This is a genomic window from Actinophytocola sp., from assembly GCF_050699935.1.
GTDB lineage: Bacteria > Actinomycetota > Actinomycetes > Mycobacteriales > Pseudonocardiaceae > Actinophytocola.
This window is the reverse complement of record NZ_JBOHGB010000050.1, coordinates 25514-44398: the sequence shown is the minus strand read 5'-3', so window position 1 is coordinate 44398 and position 18885 is coordinate 25514. Positions and strand designations below refer to the sequence as shown.

At 71.3% G+C, this 18885-nt stretch carries 18 protein-coding genes; 10 read left to right on the top strand and 8 right to left on the bottom strand.

Annotated features, from left to right (window positions below; translation table 11 throughout):
• Positions 1-48 precede the first annotated feature (48 nt).
• Positions 49-615, bottom strand: a complete 567-nt coding sequence (locus tag ACRDTB_RS17995) for a nucleotidyltransferase family protein (protein ID WP_431431687.1) — start codon at positions 613-615, stop codon at positions 49-51.
• Between the two features lie 22 nt (positions 616-637).
• Complete coding sequence (locus ACRDTB_RS17990) at positions 638-1486, bottom strand: SDR family oxidoreductase (RefSeq protein ID WP_431431685.1); 849 nt, start codon at positions 1484-1486, stop codon at positions 638-640.
• Between the two features lie 61 nt (positions 1487-1547).
• Here ACRDTB_RS17990 and ACRDTB_RS17985 point away from each other — a divergent pair, with 61 nt between their 5' ends.
• From ACRDTB_RS17985 to ACRDTB_RS17975, 3 genes are all read left to right on the top strand, one after another.
• Complete coding sequence (locus ACRDTB_RS17985; RefSeq protein WP_431431682.1) at positions 1548-2315, top strand: TetR/AcrR family transcriptional regulator; 768 nt, start codon at positions 1548-1550, stop codon at positions 2313-2315.
• A 2-nt stretch (positions 2316-2317) separates the two neighbouring features.
• Positions 2318-3004 carry an alpha/beta hydrolase gene (locus ACRDTB_RS17980; protein ID WP_431431679.1) on the top strand — a complete coding sequence of 229 codons (687 nt, stop codon included), beginning with the start codon at positions 2318-2320 and terminating at the stop codon, positions 3002-3004.
• A gap of 83 nt (positions 3005-3087) precedes the next feature.
• A complete protein-coding gene (locus ACRDTB_RS17975) occupies positions 3088-4263 on the top strand; it encodes an LCP family protein (protein ID WP_431431677.1) in 1176 nt (391 codons plus the stop codon).
• Positions 4264-4289: 26 nt separating this feature from the next.
• On the opposite strand, the gene ACRDTB_RS17970 is transcribed toward ACRDTB_RS17975, so the two are convergent.
• Complete coding sequence (locus ACRDTB_RS17970) at positions 4290-4739, bottom strand: peroxiredoxin (RefSeq protein ID WP_431431675.1); 450 nt, start codon at positions 4737-4739, stop codon at positions 4290-4292.
• A 33-nt stretch (positions 4740-4772) separates the two neighbouring features.
• Between ACRDTB_RS17970 and ACRDTB_RS17965 the strand changes: the two genes are divergently transcribed.
• Entirely contained in the window at positions 4773-5363 is a 591-nt protein-coding gene (locus ACRDTB_RS17965) for a hypothetical protein (protein ID WP_431431674.1), read from the top strand.
• 128 nt (positions 5364-5491) lie between these two features.
• Here the strand turns inward: ACRDTB_RS17965 and paaI are convergent, their stop codons facing one another.
• Complete coding sequence (gene paaI, locus ACRDTB_RS17960) at positions 5492-5869, bottom strand: hydroxyphenylacetyl-CoA thioesterase PaaI (RefSeq protein WP_431431694.1); 378 nt, start codon at positions 5867-5869, stop codon at positions 5492-5494.
• Positions 5870-5991: 122 nt separating this feature from the next.
• Between paaI and icmF the strand changes: the two genes are divergently transcribed.
• Both icmF and ACRDTB_RS17950 read left to right on the top strand, forming a co-directional pair.
• Positions 5992-9264 (top strand): fused isobutyryl-CoA mutase/GTPase IcmF, encoded by a 3273-nt coding sequence (gene icmF / locus ACRDTB_RS17955; RefSeq protein WP_431431673.1) that lies wholly within the window; start codon positions 5992-5994, stop codon positions 9262-9264.
• Between the two features lie 177 nt (positions 9265-9441).
• The gene (locus ACRDTB_RS17950; protein WP_431431672.1) at positions 9442-10293 is read left to right on the top strand and encodes a 3-hydroxybutyryl-CoA dehydrogenase; all 852 of its coding nucleotides are present in this window, start codon (positions 9442-9444) and stop codon (positions 10291-10293) included.
• Here the strand turns inward: ACRDTB_RS17950 and ACRDTB_RS17945 are convergent.
• Positions 10281-11171 carry a MarR family transcriptional regulator gene (locus tag ACRDTB_RS17945; protein ID WP_431431670.1) on the bottom strand — a complete coding sequence of 297 codons (891 nt, stop codon included), beginning with the start codon at positions 11169-11171 and terminating at the stop codon, positions 10281-10283. The two genes, ACRDTB_RS17950 and ACRDTB_RS17945, sit on opposite strands and share 13 nt — an antisense overlap.
• Before the next feature lie 102 nt (positions 11172-11273).
• On the opposite strand from ACRDTB_RS17945, the gene ACRDTB_RS17940 reads away from it, so the two are divergent.
• Both ACRDTB_RS17940 and ACRDTB_RS17935 read left to right on the top strand, forming a co-directional pair.
• Complete coding sequence (locus ACRDTB_RS17940; RefSeq protein WP_431431669.1) at positions 11274-12134, top strand: oxygenase MpaB family protein; 861 nt, start codon at positions 11274-11276, stop codon at positions 12132-12134.
• On the top strand, positions 12127-12744 hold the full coding sequence (locus ACRDTB_RS17935) for a TetR/AcrR family transcriptional regulator (protein ID WP_431431667.1): 618 nt from the start codon (positions 12127-12129) through the stop codon (positions 12742-12744). Before ACRDTB_RS17940 ends, ACRDTB_RS17935 begins: the two co-directional genes overlap by 8 nt.
• A gap of 174 nt (positions 12745-12918) precedes the next feature.
• On the opposite strand, the gene ACRDTB_RS17930 is transcribed toward ACRDTB_RS17935, so the two are convergent.
• The 3 genes from ACRDTB_RS17930 to ACRDTB_RS17920 form a co-directional block, all read right to left on the bottom strand.
• Positions 12919-13539 carry a TetR family transcriptional regulator gene (locus ACRDTB_RS17930; protein ID WP_431431665.1) on the bottom strand — a complete coding sequence of 207 codons (621 nt, stop codon included), beginning with the start codon at positions 13537-13539 and terminating at the stop codon, positions 12919-12921.
• 4 nt (positions 13540-13543) lie between these two features.
• Entirely contained in the window at positions 13544-14491 is a 948-nt protein-coding gene (locus ACRDTB_RS17925; RefSeq protein ID WP_431431663.1) for a hypothetical protein, read from the bottom strand.
• Between the two features lie 112 nt (positions 14492-14603).
• Positions 14604-15014, bottom strand: coding sequence for a CGNR zinc finger domain-containing protein (locus ACRDTB_RS17920; protein WP_431431662.1), 411 nt, complete (start codon positions 15012-15014; stop codon positions 14604-14606).
• A 329-nt stretch (positions 15015-15343) separates the two neighbouring features.
• Here ACRDTB_RS17920 and ACRDTB_RS17915 point away from each other — a divergent pair, with 329 nt between their 5' ends.
• Together ACRDTB_RS17915 and ACRDTB_RS17910 are read left to right on the top strand one after the other, a co-directional pair.
• Positions 15344-17929, top strand: a complete 2586-nt coding sequence (locus ACRDTB_RS17915) for a bifunctional FO biosynthesis protein CofGH (RefSeq protein ID WP_431431660.1) — start codon at positions 15344-15346, stop codon at positions 17927-17929.
• A gap of 25 nt (positions 17930-17954) precedes the next feature.
• Positions 17955-18815, top strand: coding sequence for a phosphotransferase (locus ACRDTB_RS17910; protein WP_431431658.1), 861 nt, complete (start codon positions 17955-17957; stop codon positions 18813-18815).
• Positions 18816-18885 lie beyond the last annotated feature (70 nt).

The following is an 18885-nucleotide window of genomic DNA, read 5'->3' as shown; positions in this document are numbered from 1 at the left end:
CCTTCCGGACGTCCAGTGTCCGGAAGGCGTCCTTCCTGGCTCGCAGGCTCACCCAGGGAGGTCGGACGGGCGGTCCACGTCCGCACCGGCGGCGACGTCCTCGCAGGGCACCTCCAGCGGCGGGTGCGCCGCCAGGTACTCGCGAGCCCCGGCGTCACCCACCGCCGAGGCCGCGACGTCCGCCCAGCGGGTGCGGCCGATCAGCACCGGGTGGCCCGGCCGCCCCGAGTACGTGGCTCGGGCCAGGGCGTCCGGGGACACGAGCGACGCGAGCCGGCGCACCGCCGCGGAGGTCACGCCGGGCGTGTCCACCGGCAGCACGAGCGCGGCCACGGCCGCCGATCCGGCGAGTGCCGCGAGGCCGGCCCGCAGCGACGAGCCCATCCCGGTCGTCCACTCCGGATTGTCCACAAGGGAGGAACCGGGGAGCGTGGCGGACGCGCGCACCTCGTCGGCGGAGGCGCCCAGCACGACCACCACCGGTGCGCACCCGCCGTCGTGCAGCACCCCGGCCGCGTGCTCCACGAACAGCGCCCCCCGGTAACGCACCAGTGCCTTCGGCCTCCCGAACCGACGCCCCGCGCCGGCCGCGAGCAGCACTCCCGCCACGGTCACGACAGGAGCGTAGTCAGCGGCGTCAGCGGAAGTCCTCGACGTGGTCGCGTGCCCACTCCGCGTACGTCCGCGGCGGCCGCCCGGTGACCTCCTCGACCGTCGGCAGCGGCTTGATCGCCTCGTCCCACTCCTCGGCCGTCAGCTCGGGCACGGAGGAGGGGGAGTAGGCCTCGAACCCGGTGAGGAGTCCACGTTCTCGGCGGCCCAGCCGCCCTGCCGCTTGAGGATCTCCCGCGACTCCCGGGGTCACCTCCTCGAACCGCACGTCCTCGCCCAGCGCGGCCGAGATCGCCCGCACCTGCTCGCGCGCGCTGAGCCGCTCCGGCCCGGTCAGGTCGTAGGCCCGCCCGTGGTGCCCGGGCGAGAGCAGCGCCGCGACACCGACCGCGGCGGTGTCCGCCTCGTGGATCGGCAGTCCGCGCCAGTCCGGGTGGTGGTAGCGCACCACCCGCTCGGCGCGGATCGACGGGCCCCACAGCTTGAGCGTGTTCGAGGCGAACTGGCCGGGCCGCAGGTGGGTCCACTCGCATCCGGACGCCTCCACCGCCTGCTCGACGGGCAGCTGGTAGTCGGTGTCGAGCCCGGCGGAGACCGCGCCGGACGAGAGCGTCACGATCCGCCGCACGCCCGCCGCGACCGCGGCCTCGACCACCGCCCGCGCCGTCCGCGGCTGCGGGAACAGGTACATCGCCGTCACGCCGTCGAACGGCAGCGACGCGGGCTCGAGCAGGTCGCCCCGCACCGTCTCGACCCCGGCCGGCGCCGTGAACGGGCGGCGGCTCATCGCCCGGACCCGTTCGCCCGCCGCCGAGAGCTGTGCGACGACCTGCCGGCCGACCTGTCCTGTCGCCCCGGTGACCAAGATCGTCATCCGTTCCTCTATATATATGGGTACAGTGTACGCGAATTTAGCACAATACGATGAGCTCGAGATGACGAAGGACGACACCACGTCGGCGAGCTTCGGCGGCTCGGCCGCCGCGGCCCGCAGCATGGAGCTCCTCTGGGGGACCAAGCCGGCGTCGAGCCGGGGCCGAAAGCCGGGCATGACCATCGAGCGGATCGTCGCCGCCGCCGTCGAGCTCGCGGACGCCGAGGGGCTGGACGGTGTGTCGATGCGCCGGGTCGCCGACCGCCTCGGGGTCGGCACGATGTCGCTGTACCGCTACGTCCCGTCCAAGGCGGAGCTGCAGGACCTGATGCTGGACACGGTCATGGCCGAGGGCCGGCCCGTACACGAGGCCGCGAGCTGGCGTACCGGGCTCGAGCGGTTCGCGCGCGCGAGCCTCGAAGGGTACCGCCGGCACCCATGGCTGCTGCGCGCGTCGCTGACCCGGGGCGTGATGGGTCCCAACCAGACCGCCGCGCTCGACGACGTGCTGCGCGCGATCGACGGCGTCGGGCTGACGGGCGGCGAGCGGATGGCCGTGGTCGGGCTGGTCACCGGGTACGTCCGCGGCGTGGCCCAGCAGCTGATCGAGTCGACGCGGGTCCAGGAGCGCACCGGGGTCAGCGACGAGCAGTTCTGGTCGGACTTCGCGCCGCTGCTCGACGGTCATCTCGACGCCGAGCGCCACCCGGCGCTCACCGGGCTGTGGCGGGACGTCGAGTTGGACTGGGTGGACCCGTTCGACTTCGGGCTGCGCCGGGTGCTCGACGGCATCGAGGCGCTGGTCGAGTCCCGCCGGGCCGGCTCGTGACGGTGCCCGGCCCCGGGCTGCGGGTGTTCGGGCAGACGGGCGTGCGTGCGGTGGCGCTCGTCCTGCACGGCGGGCAGGAGACGAGCAAGGTCGCCGCGCACCGGCTGCGCCCCGCCTACCTGCGCATGCTGCCGTTCGCCCGTGACCTGCGGTCGGCCGGGCGGGCCGCGGGCCTCGCGGCGTGGGTGCTGCGCTACCGGTACCGCGGGTGGAACGTGCCGGACCTCGATCCCGTCGCGGACGCCCACTGGGCGCTCGGGGAGATCCGCCGGGCGCATCCCGGGGTGCCGGTCGTGCTGGTCGGGCACTCCATGGGCGGCCGGGTGGCGCTGCACGTGGCCGGCGACGAGCAGGTGACGGCCGTCTGCGCGCTCGCGCCGTGGACGCCGGGGAGCGAGCCCGTCGGCCAGCTCGCCGGGCGTACCGTCCTGATCGCACACGGCGACCGGGACACGGTGACCGACCCCGCGCTGTCGTACGACTACGCGGTGCGGGCGAAGGTGGTCACCGACACCGTGTGCCGGTTCGACGTGTGCGGCGAGGGGCACGCGATGCTGCGCCGGGCCCGCGAGTGGCGGCTGCTGGTCCGGCGGTTCACACTCGGTGTGCTGAAGATCGCGGATCTGGATCATGTCATCGCGAGCGCGCTGGCCAAGCCGTCGCCCGGTGGGTTGAGCGTCCCGCTCTGACCCGGGTCCCCTACGGTGTCCTGGACCACAGCGCAACCTCGACGGCGGTCTCCACGTCTTGGGGATTGACGGGAAGGTGGGAGATGAGCTACGGACACCAGCACGGAGGGCCACGACAGCCGGGATACGGCGGCGGGCCCGGCCACGGGCGTCCACAGCCCCCGGGCCGGCGGCCGGCGTACCACGAGACCCGCGCGCTCCCGATGCCGCCGAGCGGTGATCCGTACGCGCCACCCGGTCGCTACGACGGCCCGCCGCCGGACGGGTACGGCCCACAGGGTGACGGCTTCGGGCCGCCACCCCCACGCCGCCGCAAGCGCCGCCGGCCCGGCCGCACATTCGGCATCATCCTGCTGGTCCTGCTCGTGCTGCTCGCCGGCACGTACTTCTGGGTCGACTCGTCGCTCAACCGCGTCGAGGCGCTCACCGACTACCCCGGCCGGCCCGCGGCGGCGGCCGGCACCAACTGGCTGATCGTCGGCTCGGACAGCCGCGAGGGCCTGACGCCGGCGGAGAAGAAGAGGCTCAGCACCGGTGACGCCGGCGGTCAGCGCACCGACACGATGCTCGTCGCGCACCTGCCGGACAACGACACGCCGGCGACGCTGATGAGCCTGCCGCGTGACCTCAACGTGGAGATCCCCGACAACGGCGTCAGCAAGATCAACGCCGCGTTCTCGATCGGCGGGCCGAAGCTCCTGGTGCAGACCGTCGAGCAGGCGACCGGGCTGCGCATCGACCACTACGCGGAGATCAACTTCGGCGGGTTCGCGAATGTCGTCGACGCCATCGGCGGGGTCGAGATCGACATTCCGAAGAGGATCAAGGACGACCAGACCGGTGTGGTGATCAAGAAAGGCCGCCAGACGCTGGACGGCGCGCAGGCGCTGGCCTTCGTCCGCACGCGCAAGAGCGAGGCGACACCGCGGTCGGACCTGGACCGCGTGGCGAACCAGCGGAAGTTCATCGGCGCGCTGGCCGCGGAGGTCTCGAGCCCGGCGACCTTCCTCAACCCGTTCGACCTGTTCCCGCTGCTGGCCGAGGCGCCGGACGCGCTGACCGTGGACGAGGGCGACCACCTGCACCATCTGGCCGGCCTCGGCTTCGCCATGGGCGGGATCTCCGACGGTGGCACGGTCACCACGACGGTGCCGGTCACCGACGGCTCCGCGACACAGCTGGACGAGGCGAAGTCGCAGCAGCTCTTCGATGCGCTGAAGAACGACACCGCGGTGCCGAAGGACGCGATCTACGAGTAAGCGCCGAGCAGCGCGAGCCCCGGCGGCTACCGCTTGCGGAGGACCTCGAGCGCGCGGTCGGCGTGCACCGCCATGCGGAACTCGCTCTTGACGACCTCCAGCACCCTCCGGTCGGTGTCGATCACGAAGGTCTGGCGCCGGGTGAGCATCGGCCCGAAGCCGCGCCGGACGCCGAACCGCGTCGCCACCGCGCCGTCGGGGTCGGACAGCAGCGGGAAGTCGAAGGAGTGCTTCTCGCTGAACGCCTGCTGCTTCGCGACCTCGTCCGGGCTGATCCCGACCCGGTTCGCCTTGACCTCGGCGAACTCCGCGGCGAGGTCGCGGAAGTGGCAGCTTTCCATCGTGCAGCCCTTGGTCATCGCCGCCGGGTAGAAGAACAGCACGACCGGACCGGTCTCCAGGAAGCCGCGCAGCGTGCGCGGCGTGCCGGTCTCGTCGGGAAGTTCGAAGTCGGGGGCGATGTCGCCGGCCTTCATCGGGGCTCCTCGGGCAGGGAATGATGTTGTGCCGTGGACCTTACCGGGCGGCGCGCCGCGCACATCGTGACCGAGCTGCTCTCGCCCGCCGTCGTGGTGGTGGTGCTTCCGCTGGCGGTCGCCTGGCACGCGACCGGTCACTCGGTGCCGGCGACGCTCGGGTGGGGCGTACTGGTGGCGGTGCTCTTCAGCGTGCTGCCGATGGCCTTCCTCGTGCGGGGCGCGCGGCGCGGGCGATGGGAGGGACACTGGGTCCGCGACCGCGCGCACCGCACGGTGCCGCTGCTCGTGTGCCTGGCGTCGGCGCTGACCGGCATGACGATCATGCTGCTGGGCGGTGCGCCGCGCCAGCTGGTCGCGCTGGCCTGGGCGATGATCCTCACGCTCGTGGTCTGCCTGCTGATCACGCGCTGGTGGAAGGTGTCCGTGCACGCGACGGTGGCCGGGGGAGCGGTCGCGATGGTCGCGTTCCTCTACGGGCCGTGGCTGCTGCTCCTCGCACTGCTGGTGGCGCTGGTGTGCTGGGCGCGGGTGGTGCTCGCGGACCATACGGTGCCGCAGGTCGTGGTGGGCGCCGTGCTGGGCCCGGTCGTCGGCGGCGCGGTGTTCCTCGTGCTCGCCTGATCCACCGACTGCCTCATGTCATCGTGCGAGGTCCTGTGTCGACCACGGTGACCTCAGGGGACCGTGGCGGTACTCAGCCACAATCCACCTCCACAACCGCATCATTCGCTGGAACGTAGCCAACACTTTTAATTCCGGGGAGGCGGAACTGTGCGGCTGCGGCCGCGGAACTCGGCGATCACCTCGCCGCCGCGGCGGACCGTGACGTCGCAGATGCCGCTGCGGCCATAGACGATGCGCTCCTCGGCGCGGGCCTCGAGCACGTCGCCGAGGCGGGCGGAGGTCACGAACGTGATGTCGGCCCCGGCGGCCACCGTGACCGGGCCGTGGCTGTTGCACGCGCACGCGAACGCGGTGTCGGCCAGCAGGAACACGTAGCCGCCGTGGGCGATGTCGTGGCCGTTCACCATCGTGTCGGTGATCGTCATCCGGACCACGGCGTGGCCCGGGCCGGCGTCCACCAACGTCATGCCCAGGGAACGCGAGGCGAGGTCGTCGTCGAGCATGCGTCGTACGGACTCCGGGACCATCGCGCCATCATCGCAGGTCGTGGTGCCACGCCTGGCAGGACCGGGAGACGTGAGCCACAATGGTTGCACGTAATAAAGTAGGACGACAAACTATTCTTATGGCAAAGGCCCCAGAGCTGTACCGGCCCGTGCACCCCGTCCGGTTCGTCACGGCGGCGAGCCTCTTCGACGGGCACGACGCGGCGATCAACATCATGCGTCGCATCCTGCAGTCGCAGGGCGCCGAGGTGGTCCACCTCGGCCACAACAGGTCCGTCCGCGAGGTCGTCCGCGCCGCCATCCAGGAGGACGTCCAGGGTGTCGCGATCAGCGCATACCAGGGCGGGCACGTCGAGTACTTCAGCTACCTCGTCGAGCTGCTGCGCGAGCACGGCGCCGGCCACGTGAAGGTCTTCGGCGGTGGTGGCGGAGTGATCGTCCGCGAGGAGATCGAGCTGCTCCACTCCCGCGGCGTCGCGCGAATCTTCTCGCCGGACGACGGGCAGGAGATGGGCCTCGCCCGGATGATCAACTCGATGATCGAGGCCTGCGACGTCGACCTGGCCGACCGGCCCGAGCCGGCGCTCGACGCCTTGTACGCCGGTCAGCACGACGCCCTCGCCCAGGTCATCACCAAGCTCGAGGCCGGCCGGCTGAGCCGGGACACCATCGACCAGATCCGCGAGACGGCCCGCCACAGGCAGGTCCCGGTCCTCGGCATCACCGGCACCGGCGGCTCCGGCAAGTCCTCGCTCACCGACGAGCTCGTCCGCCGCTTCCGGCTCGACCAGCAGGACAAGCTGCGCATCGCCGTGCTCGCGATCGACCCGACCCGCCGGCGCGGCGGTGGCGCGCTGCTCGGCGACCGCATCCGGATGAACACGCTCGGCGGCATCGCCGGCGTCCCAGGCGGGGACGGCGAGGCGGTCCACTTCCGCTCGATGGCCACCCGCGGAGCGGTCACCGAGGTGCCCGAGCACCTCACCGACGTGATCGCCGCGGCCAAGGCGGCGGGCAACGACCTGGTGATCGTCGAGACGCCCGGCATCGGCCAGGGCGACGCGGCCATCGTGCCGTTCGTCGACACCTCGCTGTATGTGATGACGCCCGAGTTCGGTGCCGCGTCGCAGCTGGAGAAGATCGACATGCTCGACTTCGCCGACGTCGTGGCCATCAACAAGTTCGAGCGCCGCGGCGCCGAGGACGCGCGCCGCGACGTGGCCCGCCAGCTGGTGCGCAACCGCGAGGCGTTCGGCGCCTCCTGGGAGGAGATGCCGGTCTTCGGCACCAGCGCGGCCACGTTCAACGACGACGGCGTCACCGCGCTCTACCACCACCTCCGCGACCTGCTCGCCGAGGGCGGGCTGGCGGTCAGCGAGCCGACCCTCGCCCCGGTGGACGGCCTGGTGTCCACCCGTGCCGCGACCGTCGTGCCCCCGCAGCGGGCGCGCTACCTCGCCGACATCGCCGACGCCGTGCGCAGTTACCACGCGCGGACCGGCGAGCAGGTGGCCGCGGTGCGCGAGCGGTCCGCGCTCACGCGGGCCCGCGACGCGCTCGCCGCGGCCGGTTCGTCCACTGAGGACATCGAAGCGATCGCCAAGGAGGCGGAGCGCCGCGTCGAGCGGGACACCGCCGAGCTGCTGGAAACCTGGGAGTCCACAAAGGACAACTACACCGGCGACGAGCTCGTGGTGAAGGTGCGGGACAAGGAGCTGCACACGCAGCTGTGGCGGGAGACCCTGTCCGGCACCCAGGTGCCGCGGGTCGCGCTGCCGCGCTACGACGACGAAGGGTCGTTGCTCCGCTTCCTCCGCGCGGAGAACCTGCCGGGCCACTTCCCGTTCACCGCGGGTGTGTTCCCGTTCAAGCGCGACGGCGAGGACCCGGCCCGCATGTTCGCCGGCGAGGGCGACGCGTTCCGCACGAACCGCCGCTTCCGTTACCTGTCCGAGGGATCCGAGGCGACACGGCTCTCGACCGCGTTCGACTCGGTGACCCTGTACGGCCACGACCCGGACACGCCGCCCGACATCTACGGCAAGGTCGGCACATCCGGCGTCTCGATCGCGACGCTGGAGGACATGAAGGTCCTCTACGACGGGTTCGACCTCACCGCACCGTCCACTTCGGTCTCGATGACGATCAACGGCCCGGCGCCGACGATCCTCGCGTTCTTCCTCAACACCGCGATCGACCAGAACGTGGCGAAGTTCGCCGCCGAGCACGGCCGCCAACCATCCGAACAGGAGCGTGCGGAGATCGCCGCATGGGCGCTGGCCAACGTGCGCGGCACCGTGCAGGCGGACATCCTCAAGGAGGACCAGGGCCAGAACACCTGCATCTTCTCCACCGAGTTCAGCCTGCGGATGATGGCCGACATCCAGGAGTGGTTCATCGCCAACAAGGTCCGCAACTTCTACTCGGTCTCGATCTCCGGCTACCACATCGCGGAGGCGGGCGCGAACCCGATCAGCCAGCTCGCCTTCACCCTGGCCAACGGGTTCACCTACGTCGAGTCCTACCTCGCGCGCGGCATGCACATCGACGACTTCGCGCCGAACCTGTCGTTCTTCTTCTCCAACGGGCTGGACGCCGAGTACAGCGTCATCGGCCGCGTGGCACGGCGAATCTGGGCCGTGGCGATGCGCGAGCGCTACAGCGCGAACGAGCGGTCGCAGAAGTTCAAGTACCACGTGCAGACCTCCGGCCGGTCGCTGCACGCGCAGGAGATGCACTTCAACGACATCCGCACCACGCTGCAGGCGCTGTGCGCGCTGTACGACAACTGCAACTCGTTGCACACCAACGCCTACGACGAGGCGATCACCACGCCGACGGAGAGCTCGGTGCGCCGCGCGATGGCCATTCAGCTGATCATCAACAAGGAGTGGGGCCTGTCGAGGAACGAGAACCCACTGCAGGGCTCGTTCATCATCGAGGAGCTGACCGACCTCGTCGAGGAGGCCGTGCTGGCGGAGTTCGAGCGGCTCTCGGAGCGCGGTGGCGTGCTCGGCGCGATGGAGACCGGCTACCAGCGCGGTCGCATCCAGGACGAGTCCATGGTATACGAGCAGCGCAAGCACGACGGTTCGCTGCCGCTGATCGGCGTCAACACGTTCCTGCCGAGCAAGGCCAACGCCGAAGAGCCGCCGACGATCGAGCTGGCCAGGGCCACCGAGGAGGAGAAGCGCTCGCAGGTCGACCGCACCCGGGAGTTCCAGCGCCGGCATGCCCAGGAGGCGCAGGAGGCCCTTCGGCGGCTGCGCGACGCGGTGACGGCCGAGGAGAATGTCTTCGGCGTGCTGATGGACGCGGCTAGGGTGTGCACGCTCGGTCAGATCACCGAGGCCTTCTTCGAGGTCGGCGGTCAGTACCGACGCAACGTGTGAGCGCATCACGGTGGAGGTCAAGAGTTGAGACATCTTCTGTCAATCGCAAGGTCACATGTGGCCGCAGCCTTCCCAACCGCACCTCAGGGGACCGTGACGTAACCCAGCCACAAGTACGTGATCAAGCAAACATTTGTCCTTAACGTGACCACAAGTTTTAATTCCGGGGAGGCGGGCATGCGGGTCGGAGTCGTTGGCTGTGGGCTGATGGGGTCGGGAATCGCGGAGGTCTGCGCCCGGGCCGGGCTGGACGTCGTGGTCAACGAGGTCGACCAGGACACGCTCGCCGCCGGGCGCGCGCGGGTGGAGAAGTCCCTCGGACGCGCGGTCCGCAGCGGCAAGCTCGACGAGTCCGGCCGCGACGCCGCGCTCGAGCGGATGCGGTTCAGCACGGACATCGGCGAGTTCGCCGACCGTCAGCTCGTGGTGGAGGCGGTCGCGGAGCACGAGCAGATCAAGACCGATGTGTTCACCGCGCTCGACAAGGTGGTCACCGACGCGGACGCGATCTTCGCCTCGAACACGTCGTCCATCCCGATCATGAAGCTGGGCATGGCCACGTCGCGGCCGCAGCAGGTGATCGGCATCCACTTCTTCAACCCGGTCCCGGTGCTCAAGCTCGTGGAGCTCGTCCCGTCGCTGCTCACCGCCGAGCCCACGATGCGGCGCGCGGACGAGTTCGTGGAGAACGTGCTGGGCAAGGAGGTCATCCTGTCCCAGGACCGCGCGGGCTTCGTGGTGAACGCGCTGCTCGTGCCGTACCTGCTGTCCGCGATCCGGATGCTGGAGTCGGGCTTCGCGTCGGCCGAGGACATCGACACCGGCATGGTGCAGGGCTGCGCGCACCCGATGGGCCCGCTCGCGCTGACCGACCTCATCGGCCTGGACACCACGAAGGCCATCGCCGAGTCGATGTACACCGAGTTCAAGGAGCCGCTCTACTCGCCCCCGCCACTGCTGCTGCGCATGGTCGACGCCGGCCTCCTCGGCAAGAAGAGCGGCCGCGGCTTCTACGACTACAGCGCCTGACCGGCGAGGTCCGCCCGCACCACGACCGCGCGCTCGGTGATCAGGTCGAGCACTCGCGAGGTGGTGGCGACGTCGTCGGTGGGAATGCCCTCGAACAGCCGGTCGCTGGCCCGCAGCGTGGCCGCGGTGACCCGCTCCAAGAGCTCGCGGCCGCGCTCGGTCAGCTCGACCCGCTCGTCTCCCGCGGCGAGGCCGGTGGCCTCGAGCTCGGTGATCGCGGCTCGCACGGCGGCGCGGTCGGCGCCCGGCGCGGTGTCCCGGCCGGCGACCTCGTCTCGTGCTCCCGGCCCGCCGATCGCCATGAGGCGCAGCGCGACGGACTGGTCGAAGGTCAGCCCGGCCTCGTCGAGCAGCACGGTGAGGACGGCTCTGGTCGCGGCTGCGGCGATGTTTATGTCTCGCCCGTCGAGGGCGCGTGGCGTGGTCATGTCCGGCTCGCTTTCGTTCAGCAAGGTCAACAAGGTTTCTCGCAGCTCGCGGTCGCGCCGTCCGTCCGGGCCACCGATGGCCTCGGTCAGCTCGGCGTGCCGTTGACGCACGGTCGTGACCGCCTCGGCGGCGCTCGCCTGACCGCGCTCGGTGAGCACGAGGCGGACCGCGCGCGGGTCGGCCGGGTCGGTCGGCCGCTCGACGAGCCCGGCCGCCTCGAGCGCGCGGGCCAGCCTGGACACGTAGAGCGGCTCGAGGCCGGTGAAGTCGGCGAGCTGCCGTTGGTTCGGCCGGGTGTCCTGTCTGGACAGTCCGGCCAGCGCGGCCAGTACCGAGAACTGCGCGTGGGTGAGTCCGAGCGGCGCGAGCGCACGGTCCACGTCGGCCCGCCACTTGGTGGACAGGCGCCAGATCAGGAAGCCCGTAGTCGGCTCGTCCGGAGTCCCCATGAGTCATACTGTACATGGACACTATGTCCATGGCCACTGTTACTCACTCGGTGGCGTGATACAAAGATTCACGAGTGTCTCATCGACTCACGGGAGGCGGCCGTGACGGCTGAGGTGGAGCGGGTCGAGCCGGCGCTCGACCTGCCGGGACCGGGTTCGCTGCACTGGCGGTGGGCCGGCGAGGTGCGCGGGTACCTGTTGCTGGTCAAGGCCGGCCTGCTGCAGTTGATGCATCCCGGGCTCGGCGCGGGCGTCGAGCAGCACTCGGACTTCTTCAACGAGCCGTGGGAGCGGGTGCTGCGCTCGGTCCCGGAGATCCAGGGTGTTACGTTCGACTGGCCGCACGGTGCCCACACCGCGCGCCGGATCCGTGAGTACCACACGCACATCAAGGGTGTGGACGGCCAGGGCCGGCGCTACCACGCCCTCGATCCCGACGTGTACTTCTGGGCGCACGCGACGATCTTCGACGCGCTGTTCGGGATGATCGACCTGTTCGACCACCCGATGGCGGAGGCGGAGAAGGAGCAGCTCTACGCCGAGGGCTGCGCGGTCTACCGGGCGTACGGGGTGAGCGACCGCGTGGTCCCGCCGGACTGGGCGAGCTTCCAGGCCTACTTCGACCGGATGTGCCGCGAGGAGCTGGTGATCACGCCGGCGGCGCGCGGGCTGATCGAGTTCGCCAAGGAGCCGCCGGCGACGTTCCCGCTGGTGCCGGCGCCGCTGTACCGCCTGCTGCGCAGGCCGACCGCGAAGCCGCTGTGGTGGATCTCGGTGGGCACGCTGCCCGGGTCGGTCCGGGAACGGATCGGCGAGCGGTGGACCGAGCGCGACGAGCGCCGGCACCGGCGGTTCCGGAGCGCGGTACGCACGGCCTGGCGCGCGGTGCCGCCGCGGCTGCGCTACACCGAGCGGGCCCGCCGCGGCTACGCGCGCGTGGGGATCGGGCCACGCGGTGTCTGAACTTCTCGAGCTGGTTCTGGCCGAGCCGTCCACGGATCCGGTCAGCGAGTCCATTGTGGATGCCGCGCTGGCGGAGTTCCTCGCCTACGGTCTGCGGCGCACCAATGTGGACGTGGTCGCCCGGCGCGCGGGGGTGTCCCGGGCGACGCTGTACCGGCGCTTCGTCGGCAAGGACGCGCTCGTGCAGGCCGTGCTGGTGCGCGAGTCCCGGCGGTTCTTCGGCAGCATCGCGGATGCGGTCACCAACCTCGACACGGCGGAGGAACGGCTGGTCGAGGGCTTCGTCGTCGGCGTGCGTTACGCCCGGGACGACCGACTGCTCAACCGCCTGCTGGCCTCCGACCCGGAGGCGCTGCTGCCGTACCTGACCACGAACGGACACCTGGTCGTCGCCGCGGCGCGAGACTTCCTCGCCTGGCAGGCCCCGGACGGGCTCGCCCGGCAGGGCCCCGACGTACCGGTGGCCGGGCGCACGCCGGCCGGTGTCGCGGAGGTGTTCGTGCGGCTGGCGATCTCGTTCACGCTGCTGCCGCAGGGCGCCATCCCCCTGCACACCGACGACGATGTGCGTGCGTTCGCGCGCAGCTACCTCGCCCCGCTGATGCGCTAGTCCGCCTCCCCGGAATCAACCCGCCTCCCAGCCCGCCTCCCCGGAATTAAAAGTGTTGGTTGCGTTCCAGCGGATGGTGCGGGTGGGCGGTTGATTGTGGCTGGGTGCCGTCACGGTCCCCTGAGGTTCCGGTGGTCGGTCCAAGACTTCACGCGATGATCCACGAGCCGGGCACTAGGTGAGTCCCGCGTCGATCATCAGCCGCAGGTCGGCCTTCGCGCGCTTCCACCACATGTCCAGCTGCGCCTTGTCCGGATTGGACAGTCCAACGAGGACGATGCCGCGCACGGTGTCCAGTGCGGTGTAGATGATGTGGCGGAACCGCGGGTTGTCCGCGTGCTCGGCGAACGCCGCCGCCGAGAAGTCCAGCAGCGCCGCCCGCGCCTCCGGCTCCACCGCGGCCAGCTGCTCGCGCAGCTCGGGATCGGTCCGCGCGGCCACCCACATCTCGACCGTCGCGTACTGGAGCGAGCCCTGGTGGATCTCCCACATGAGGTCCAGCGCCGCGTCGATCGGATCGGGGGCCCGGCGCACGGCGTCGATCTTCTCGAAGGCCAGCTCGGCGCGCCGGGCCGCGAGGTGGCGGACCGCCGCGGCCACGAGGTCCGCGCGGGTGGGGAAGTGGTGCACCTGCGCGCCCCGGGTCACGCCCGCGAGCTCGGTGACCCGGGTCGTCGTGGTCCCCGTGTAGCCGTATCGGACCAGGCAGTCGACGGTGGCGTCGAGTAGCCGCTTGCGCATCGCGGCGCTGCGTTCCTGCTGTGTCCGGCCGGTCTTCGATTTTCGCGCGCGCATCCTGTCAGGTTACTGATTCGTGCGCCGATGCCGGCAGGTTCCGCCGGGCGCCGGTCTGTTCCGGCCGCCGGTACAGCGCGCCATAGACCGCGATCCCACCGGCCGTGGCCAGCGCGCCGAGCCCGGCGAGGGAGAGCAGCGTCGGCACGAGTGACGCGGACAGCGGCGACACCCGCACGATCGACTCGGCCACGACCACCGCACTGAGCAGCAGGTACCCACCGGCGCCGAGCCGGACGAGCCGCATCCGCACGGGCTCCGGCCACGACGTGAACGTCAGCAGCCAGGCCAGGCCCGGGATGACGAGGATCGCGTGCATCGTGACCGCGTGCGCCGGCTTGAGGAACCCCGCGGTCTCGAACGCGGCCCGCGGGTCGGTGCGGCTCATCGGCACGCCGACCGCGATCATCGCGGCGCCCAGGGCCAGCGCGACCATGAGGACGACGAACCCGAAGCGCAGGGCCAGCCGCATGCTCGGCGAGTTCCGTCCGACGTGGCGGAACGCCGACAGCGTGAACCCGAGTACGAGCACGACGATCAGCAGGCCGCCGAACGCCAGCGAGGTCGCGACGGCCGCGTCGAACGGGGTGGTGAAGTTGAAGTGCGACGGCACGGCACGCCACGCCTGCATCGACACCAGCGCGGTCTCGACGGCGCACGCGAGCGTGAACCCGCCGAGCAACACGCGCTGGGCGGCCGTGCCGAGCTGGATGAAGTGGGTGACCCACGCGACCGTGGCCAGCGTCAGCCCGAACGACAGCCCGAACGTCGCGGCCTTGCGCAGCGAGGTCGGCCCGGTCCACGGCCCGCCCGTGGCGACCAGGACCAGCAGGTTGACCAGCCCGCTCGCGAACAGCACGGCGCCGACCACGAAGGCGGCCCGCTCGACCCGGGTGCCCTCGTCCCAGCTGCGCCGCAGTGACCGGCCCATCGCGCGAATCGCGGTGTTCATGATGCCCCACCTCCGGACGTCAGACTCCTCCGGCGGGCGGCGGAAGTCGTCAGCACGGCGTCGGCTTCGCGCGTACGCCCGGCGGCGTACGTCCGGCCTCGCCGGACCCTCGTCAGGAGTGCGTCAGGCGGCTGACCTTCGCGCGGTGCCGGCGGACCGCGTCCCGGTTGGCGCAGGTGGGGGAGCAGTAGCGCTGGCGGCCGCCGCGCGTGAAGTCGCCGAACGGCAGTCGGCACTCGGTGAGCGCGCAGTGGCGTAGTCGGTCCATGCCCCGGCCGGTCAGGTGCAGGGCGGTGCCGACGCTGATGAGCGCGCGCAGCACGGCGCCGAGCCTCAGGTCGGAGTCGCGGTAGTGGATGTGCCAGCCGTCGCCCGCGTGGTCGGTGAGGCGCGGGTAGGCCGACGTCTCGGCGAGCAGCTCGTTGAGCCGCTCGGCGCGCAGCCGCGGCGTGTCGGCGTCGACGACCGTGAGCCAGCTTTCGAGGACATCTTGTCGAACCGCGAGCCTGCCAACCGCGCCCAAGGGGAACGGGACGCAACCCAGCCACAGGTACGTGCTGAACTGGACGGCACCAACTCAAGGTGACCACACGGGTTGATTCCGGGGAGGCGGATCAGCCCACGTCACCAGCGAGGGCTGGGTTCGCTACCAACGCTGTGCCTGCGGCTCGACCCGCGTTCTGCTGGGTACCGAGCCGATCGGCGGGCCGGTCGGCTCGGTAACCCAGCAGGACCGGAATGATCCCGAGTGGAGCGGGGTTGTCGTTGAGCGATGACCATCACGTCTGGGATGTCGGTCGGGACGGATAGCTTGGGGGCACGGCGGCCGCACATGAGCAGGAGGGGGCGCCCGTGACCGAGGGTTTCGTGCCCAGCGAGTCAGCGATCCGACGCGCGCTGCGCCGCGCCCGGGACGGGGCGGCTCTCGACCGGACCGAGGCGGAGACGCTGCTGCACGCCCGTGGCGAGCAGCTCGACCAGCTGCTCACGGCCGCCTCCCGGGTCCGCGACGCGGGGCTCGAGGCCACTGGCCGACCCGGGGTGATCACATTCTCGCGCAGCGTGTTCGTCCCGCTCACCAAGCTGTGCCGGGACCGCTGCCACTACTGCACGTTCGTCACCGTGCCGGGTCGGGTGCCGGCCGCGTACCTGAGCCCCGACGAGGTGCTCGACATCGTCCGCCGCGGCGCGGAGCTGGGCTGCACGGAGGTCCTGTTCACCCTCGGCGACCGTCCGGAGGACCGCTGGAGTGCCGCGCGCGAGTGGCTGGATGAGGCCGGCTACCCGGACACGCTGTCCTACGTGCGGGCAATGTCGATCAAGGTCCTGGAGGAGACCGGCGTCCTCCCGCACCTCAACCCGGGCGTGTTGAGCTGGACGGACTTCCAGCGGCTCAAGCCGGTGTCGGCGTCGATGGGCATGATGCTGGAGACCACCGCGACCCGCCTGTGGTCGGAGAAGGGCGGCCCGCACTACGGCTCGCCGGACAAGGAGCCGGCCGTGCGACTGCGCGTGCTGGAGGACGCCGGCCGCACCAACGTCCCCTTCACCACGGGCATCCTGATCGGCATCGGCGAGACGCTCGCCGAGCGCGTCGACTCGCTGTTCGCGATCCGCGGGGTGGCCCGGCAGTACGGCGGGATCCAGGAAGTCATCGTGCAGAACTTCCGCGCCAAGCCGGACACCGCGATGGCCGGCATGGCCGACGTCGAGGCGCGCGAGCTGGCGGCGACCGTGGCCGTGGCGCGGCTGGTGCTGGGCCCGAAGACGCGTATCCAGGCCCCGCCCAACCTCATCGGCGGCGAGTACGAGCTGCTGCTGCGTGCCGGCATCGACGACTGGGGTGGCGTGTCGCCGCTGACCATCGATCACGTGAACCCCGAACGCCCGTGGCCGCGGCTCGAGGAGCTGGCCGAGCGCACCGGCGCGACCGGGTTCCGCCTGGCCGAGCGGCTGCCGGTCTATCCCGAGTACGTCCGCCGGGGCGAGCCGTGGCTGGACCCGCGGATCGCCGGACACGTGGCCGCGCTCGCCGACCCGTCGACCGGCCTCGCCGCGCCCGGTGCCGTCCCGGTGGGCCGGCCGTGGCAGGAACCGGAGGTCGCGCTGGCCGACTCGGGTCGCACGGACCTGCACGAGAGCATCGACACGGTGGGCCGTACGGGCGTCCGCCGCGACGACTTCGACTCGGTGTACGGCGACTGGGACGAGTTGCGCTCGCGGGTGTCGTTCACGCCGTCGGGTGCCACGGGCGCGGCCGACCGGCTGCGGCCGCCGTTCGCCACCGCGCTGCGGCACGCCGAGTCCGACCCGGGTGGACTGTCCGATGAGGACTCCCTGATGCTGCTGTCGGCGTCGCCGGGGGCGGAGATCGAGGCGCTGGCCGCGCTGGCCGACGCGGTCCGCGCGGACGCGGTCGGCGACGAGGTCACCTACGTGGTCACCCGCAACATCAACTTCACCAACGTCTGTTACACGGGGTGCCGCTTCTGCGCGTTCGCCCAGCGGCGTACCGACAGCGACGCGTACACGCTGTCGCTGGAGCAGGTCGGCGAGCGAGCCGCGCAGGCGTGGGCGGTCGGCGCGACCGAGGTGTGCATGCAGGGCGGGATCCACCCGGACCTGCCGGGCACGGCGTACTTCGACCTCGCCGCGGAGGTCAAGAAGCAGGCGCCGGGCCTGCACGTGCACGCGTTCTCACCGATGGAGGTCGTGAACGGCGCGTCCCGGACGAACCTGTCCATCCGCGACTGGCTGACCGCCGCCCGGGAGTCCGGAGTGGACTCCCTGCCGGGCACCGCCGCCGAGATCCTCGACGACGACGTCCGGTGGATCCTGACGAAGGGCAAGCTGCCGGCGGCCGCGTGGATCGAGGTCGTGACTACCGCTCACGAGCTGGGCCTGCCCACGACGTCGACGATGATGTACGGGCACGTGGACAACCCGTCGCACTGGGTGGCGCACCTCAAGCTGATCCGCGACCTCCAGGCCAGGACCGGTGGCTTCACGGAGTTCGTGCTGCTGCCGTTCGTGCACACGAACGCCCCGCTCTACCTCGCCGGCATCGCCCGCCCCGGGCCGACGCACCTGGAGAACCGGGCCGTGCACGCGCTCGCCCGGCTCCTGCTGCACGGCCGGATCGCGAACATCCAGACGAGCTGGGTGAAGCTGGGCGAGGCGGGCGTGGTCGCCGTGCTGCGGGGCGGCGTGAACGACCTGGGCGGCACCCTGATGGAGGAGACGATCAGCCGCATGGCGGGCTCGGAGAACGGCAGCTACAAGACGATCGCCGACCTGGAGGCCCTGGCCCGCGCCGCCGGCCGCCCGGCCCGCCAGCGCACGACGACCTACGGCGAGGTGCCCGCGGAACGCCTGGCCACGGGGCGCGAACACGACGGCGTGTGGCGTCCGAAGGCGCTGCCCCTGCTCAGCGGCTGATCACGATGAAGGGGGGAACCACCGGGTGAGCCCGCATGACGAGATCTCGCGGCGTGCGATGTCGGCGGCCACCGCGCTGGCGCGGGACAACGGGCTGGACGTCACGGAGCCGGTCGTGCTCGCGGACCTGTTCTCGCTCATGGTCCACCTGCGCCCCGCCCCGGTCGTGGCCCGCGTGGCGACCCGCATGCCAAGGCTGCGCTCGCCGATCGACGACTGGCTGCGCCTGGAGGTCGACGTGACGACGTACCTGGCCGCACGGAACGCGCCGGTCGTCACGCCCAGTCCGGAGCTGCCGCCGGGGCCGCACCTCGCGGACGGCTTCTGGATCACCTTCTGGACTTACCTCGAGCCCGACCCGGACCGGGAACCGACGGCCGCGGACGGCGCGGCGATGCTGACGGACCTGCATGCCGAGCTCCGGTCCTATCCCGGTGAGCTTCCGCTCCTCTGCGCCAACGACGTGCCGCGCGGGCTGGCGCTGCTCGACGGCGCCGGTGGCGTGCTGAGCGCGGCGGAGGCCGACCTGCTCCGCGCCACGGCGGAGCGGCTGGCCCCGTTCCTGGCGGTGCCGGACGACGACTGGCGACCGGTGCACGGCGATGCCCATCCGGGCAACCTGGTCGCCACGCGGGACGGTCTGGTGTGGATCGACTTCGAGGACGTGTGCCGCGGCCCGGTCGAGTGGGACATCGTTACGATGATGGACGCCGGCGCCGAGGTGACCCACCATCGGCCCGATCCCGACCGCCTCGCCAGCTGTAGCCGGCTGCGGACCCTACAGGTGGCCTTGGCCCTCATCGTCTTCCACGACGACTTCGGCCGCCTGGAGGGCTGGGACCCGGCTCTTCGGGACCTGCTTGGCCGGCTCTCCACGGCCGACTGAGCCGTATTCCGGCTGATCGCGAAAACTCGGTCCGGCGGCGCCACCTGCCCGACTGGTAGAAGTACTCGTA

Bases quoted from the DNA above. Each gene is read 5' to 3' on its own strand.
- ACRDTB_RS17990 (WP_431431685.1), bottom strand. From the start codon at position 1,486: ATGACGATCTTGGTCACCGGGGCGACAGGACAGGTCGGCCGGCAGGTC.
- ACRDTB_RS17985 (WP_431431682.1), top strand. From the start codon at position 1,548: ATGACGAAGGACGACACCACGTCGGCGAGCTTCGGCGGCTCGGCCGCC.
- ACRDTB_RS17975 (WP_431431677.1), top strand. From the start codon at position 3,088: ATGAGCTACGGACACCAGCACGGAGGGCCACGACAGCCGGGATACGGC.
- ACRDTB_RS17970 (WP_431431675.1), bottom strand. From the start codon at position 4,739: ATGAAGGCCGGCGACATCGCCCCCGACTTCGAACTTCCCGACGAGACC.
- paaI (WP_431431694.1), bottom strand. From the start codon at position 5,869: ATGCTCGACGACGACCTCGCCTCGCGTTCCCTGGGCATGACGTTGGTG.
- icmF (WP_431431673.1), top strand. From the start codon at position 5,992: ATGGCAAAGGCCCCAGAGCTGTACCGGCCCGTGCACCCCGTCCGGTTC.
- ACRDTB_RS17950 (WP_431431672.1), top strand. From the start codon at position 9,442: ATGCGGGTCGGAGTCGTTGGCTGTGGGCTGATGGGGTCGGGAATCGCG.
- ACRDTB_RS17945 (WP_431431670.1), bottom strand. From the start codon at position 11,171: ATGGGGACTCCGGACGAGCCGACTACGGGCTTCCTGATCTGGCGCCTG.
- ACRDTB_RS17930 (WP_431431665.1), bottom strand. From the start codon at position 13,539: ATGCGCGCGCGAAAATCGAAGACCGGCCGGACACAGCAGGAACGCAGC.
- ACRDTB_RS17925 (WP_431431663.1), bottom strand. From the start codon at position 14,491: ATGAACACCGCGATTCGCGCGATGGGCCGGTCACTGCGGCGCAGCTGG.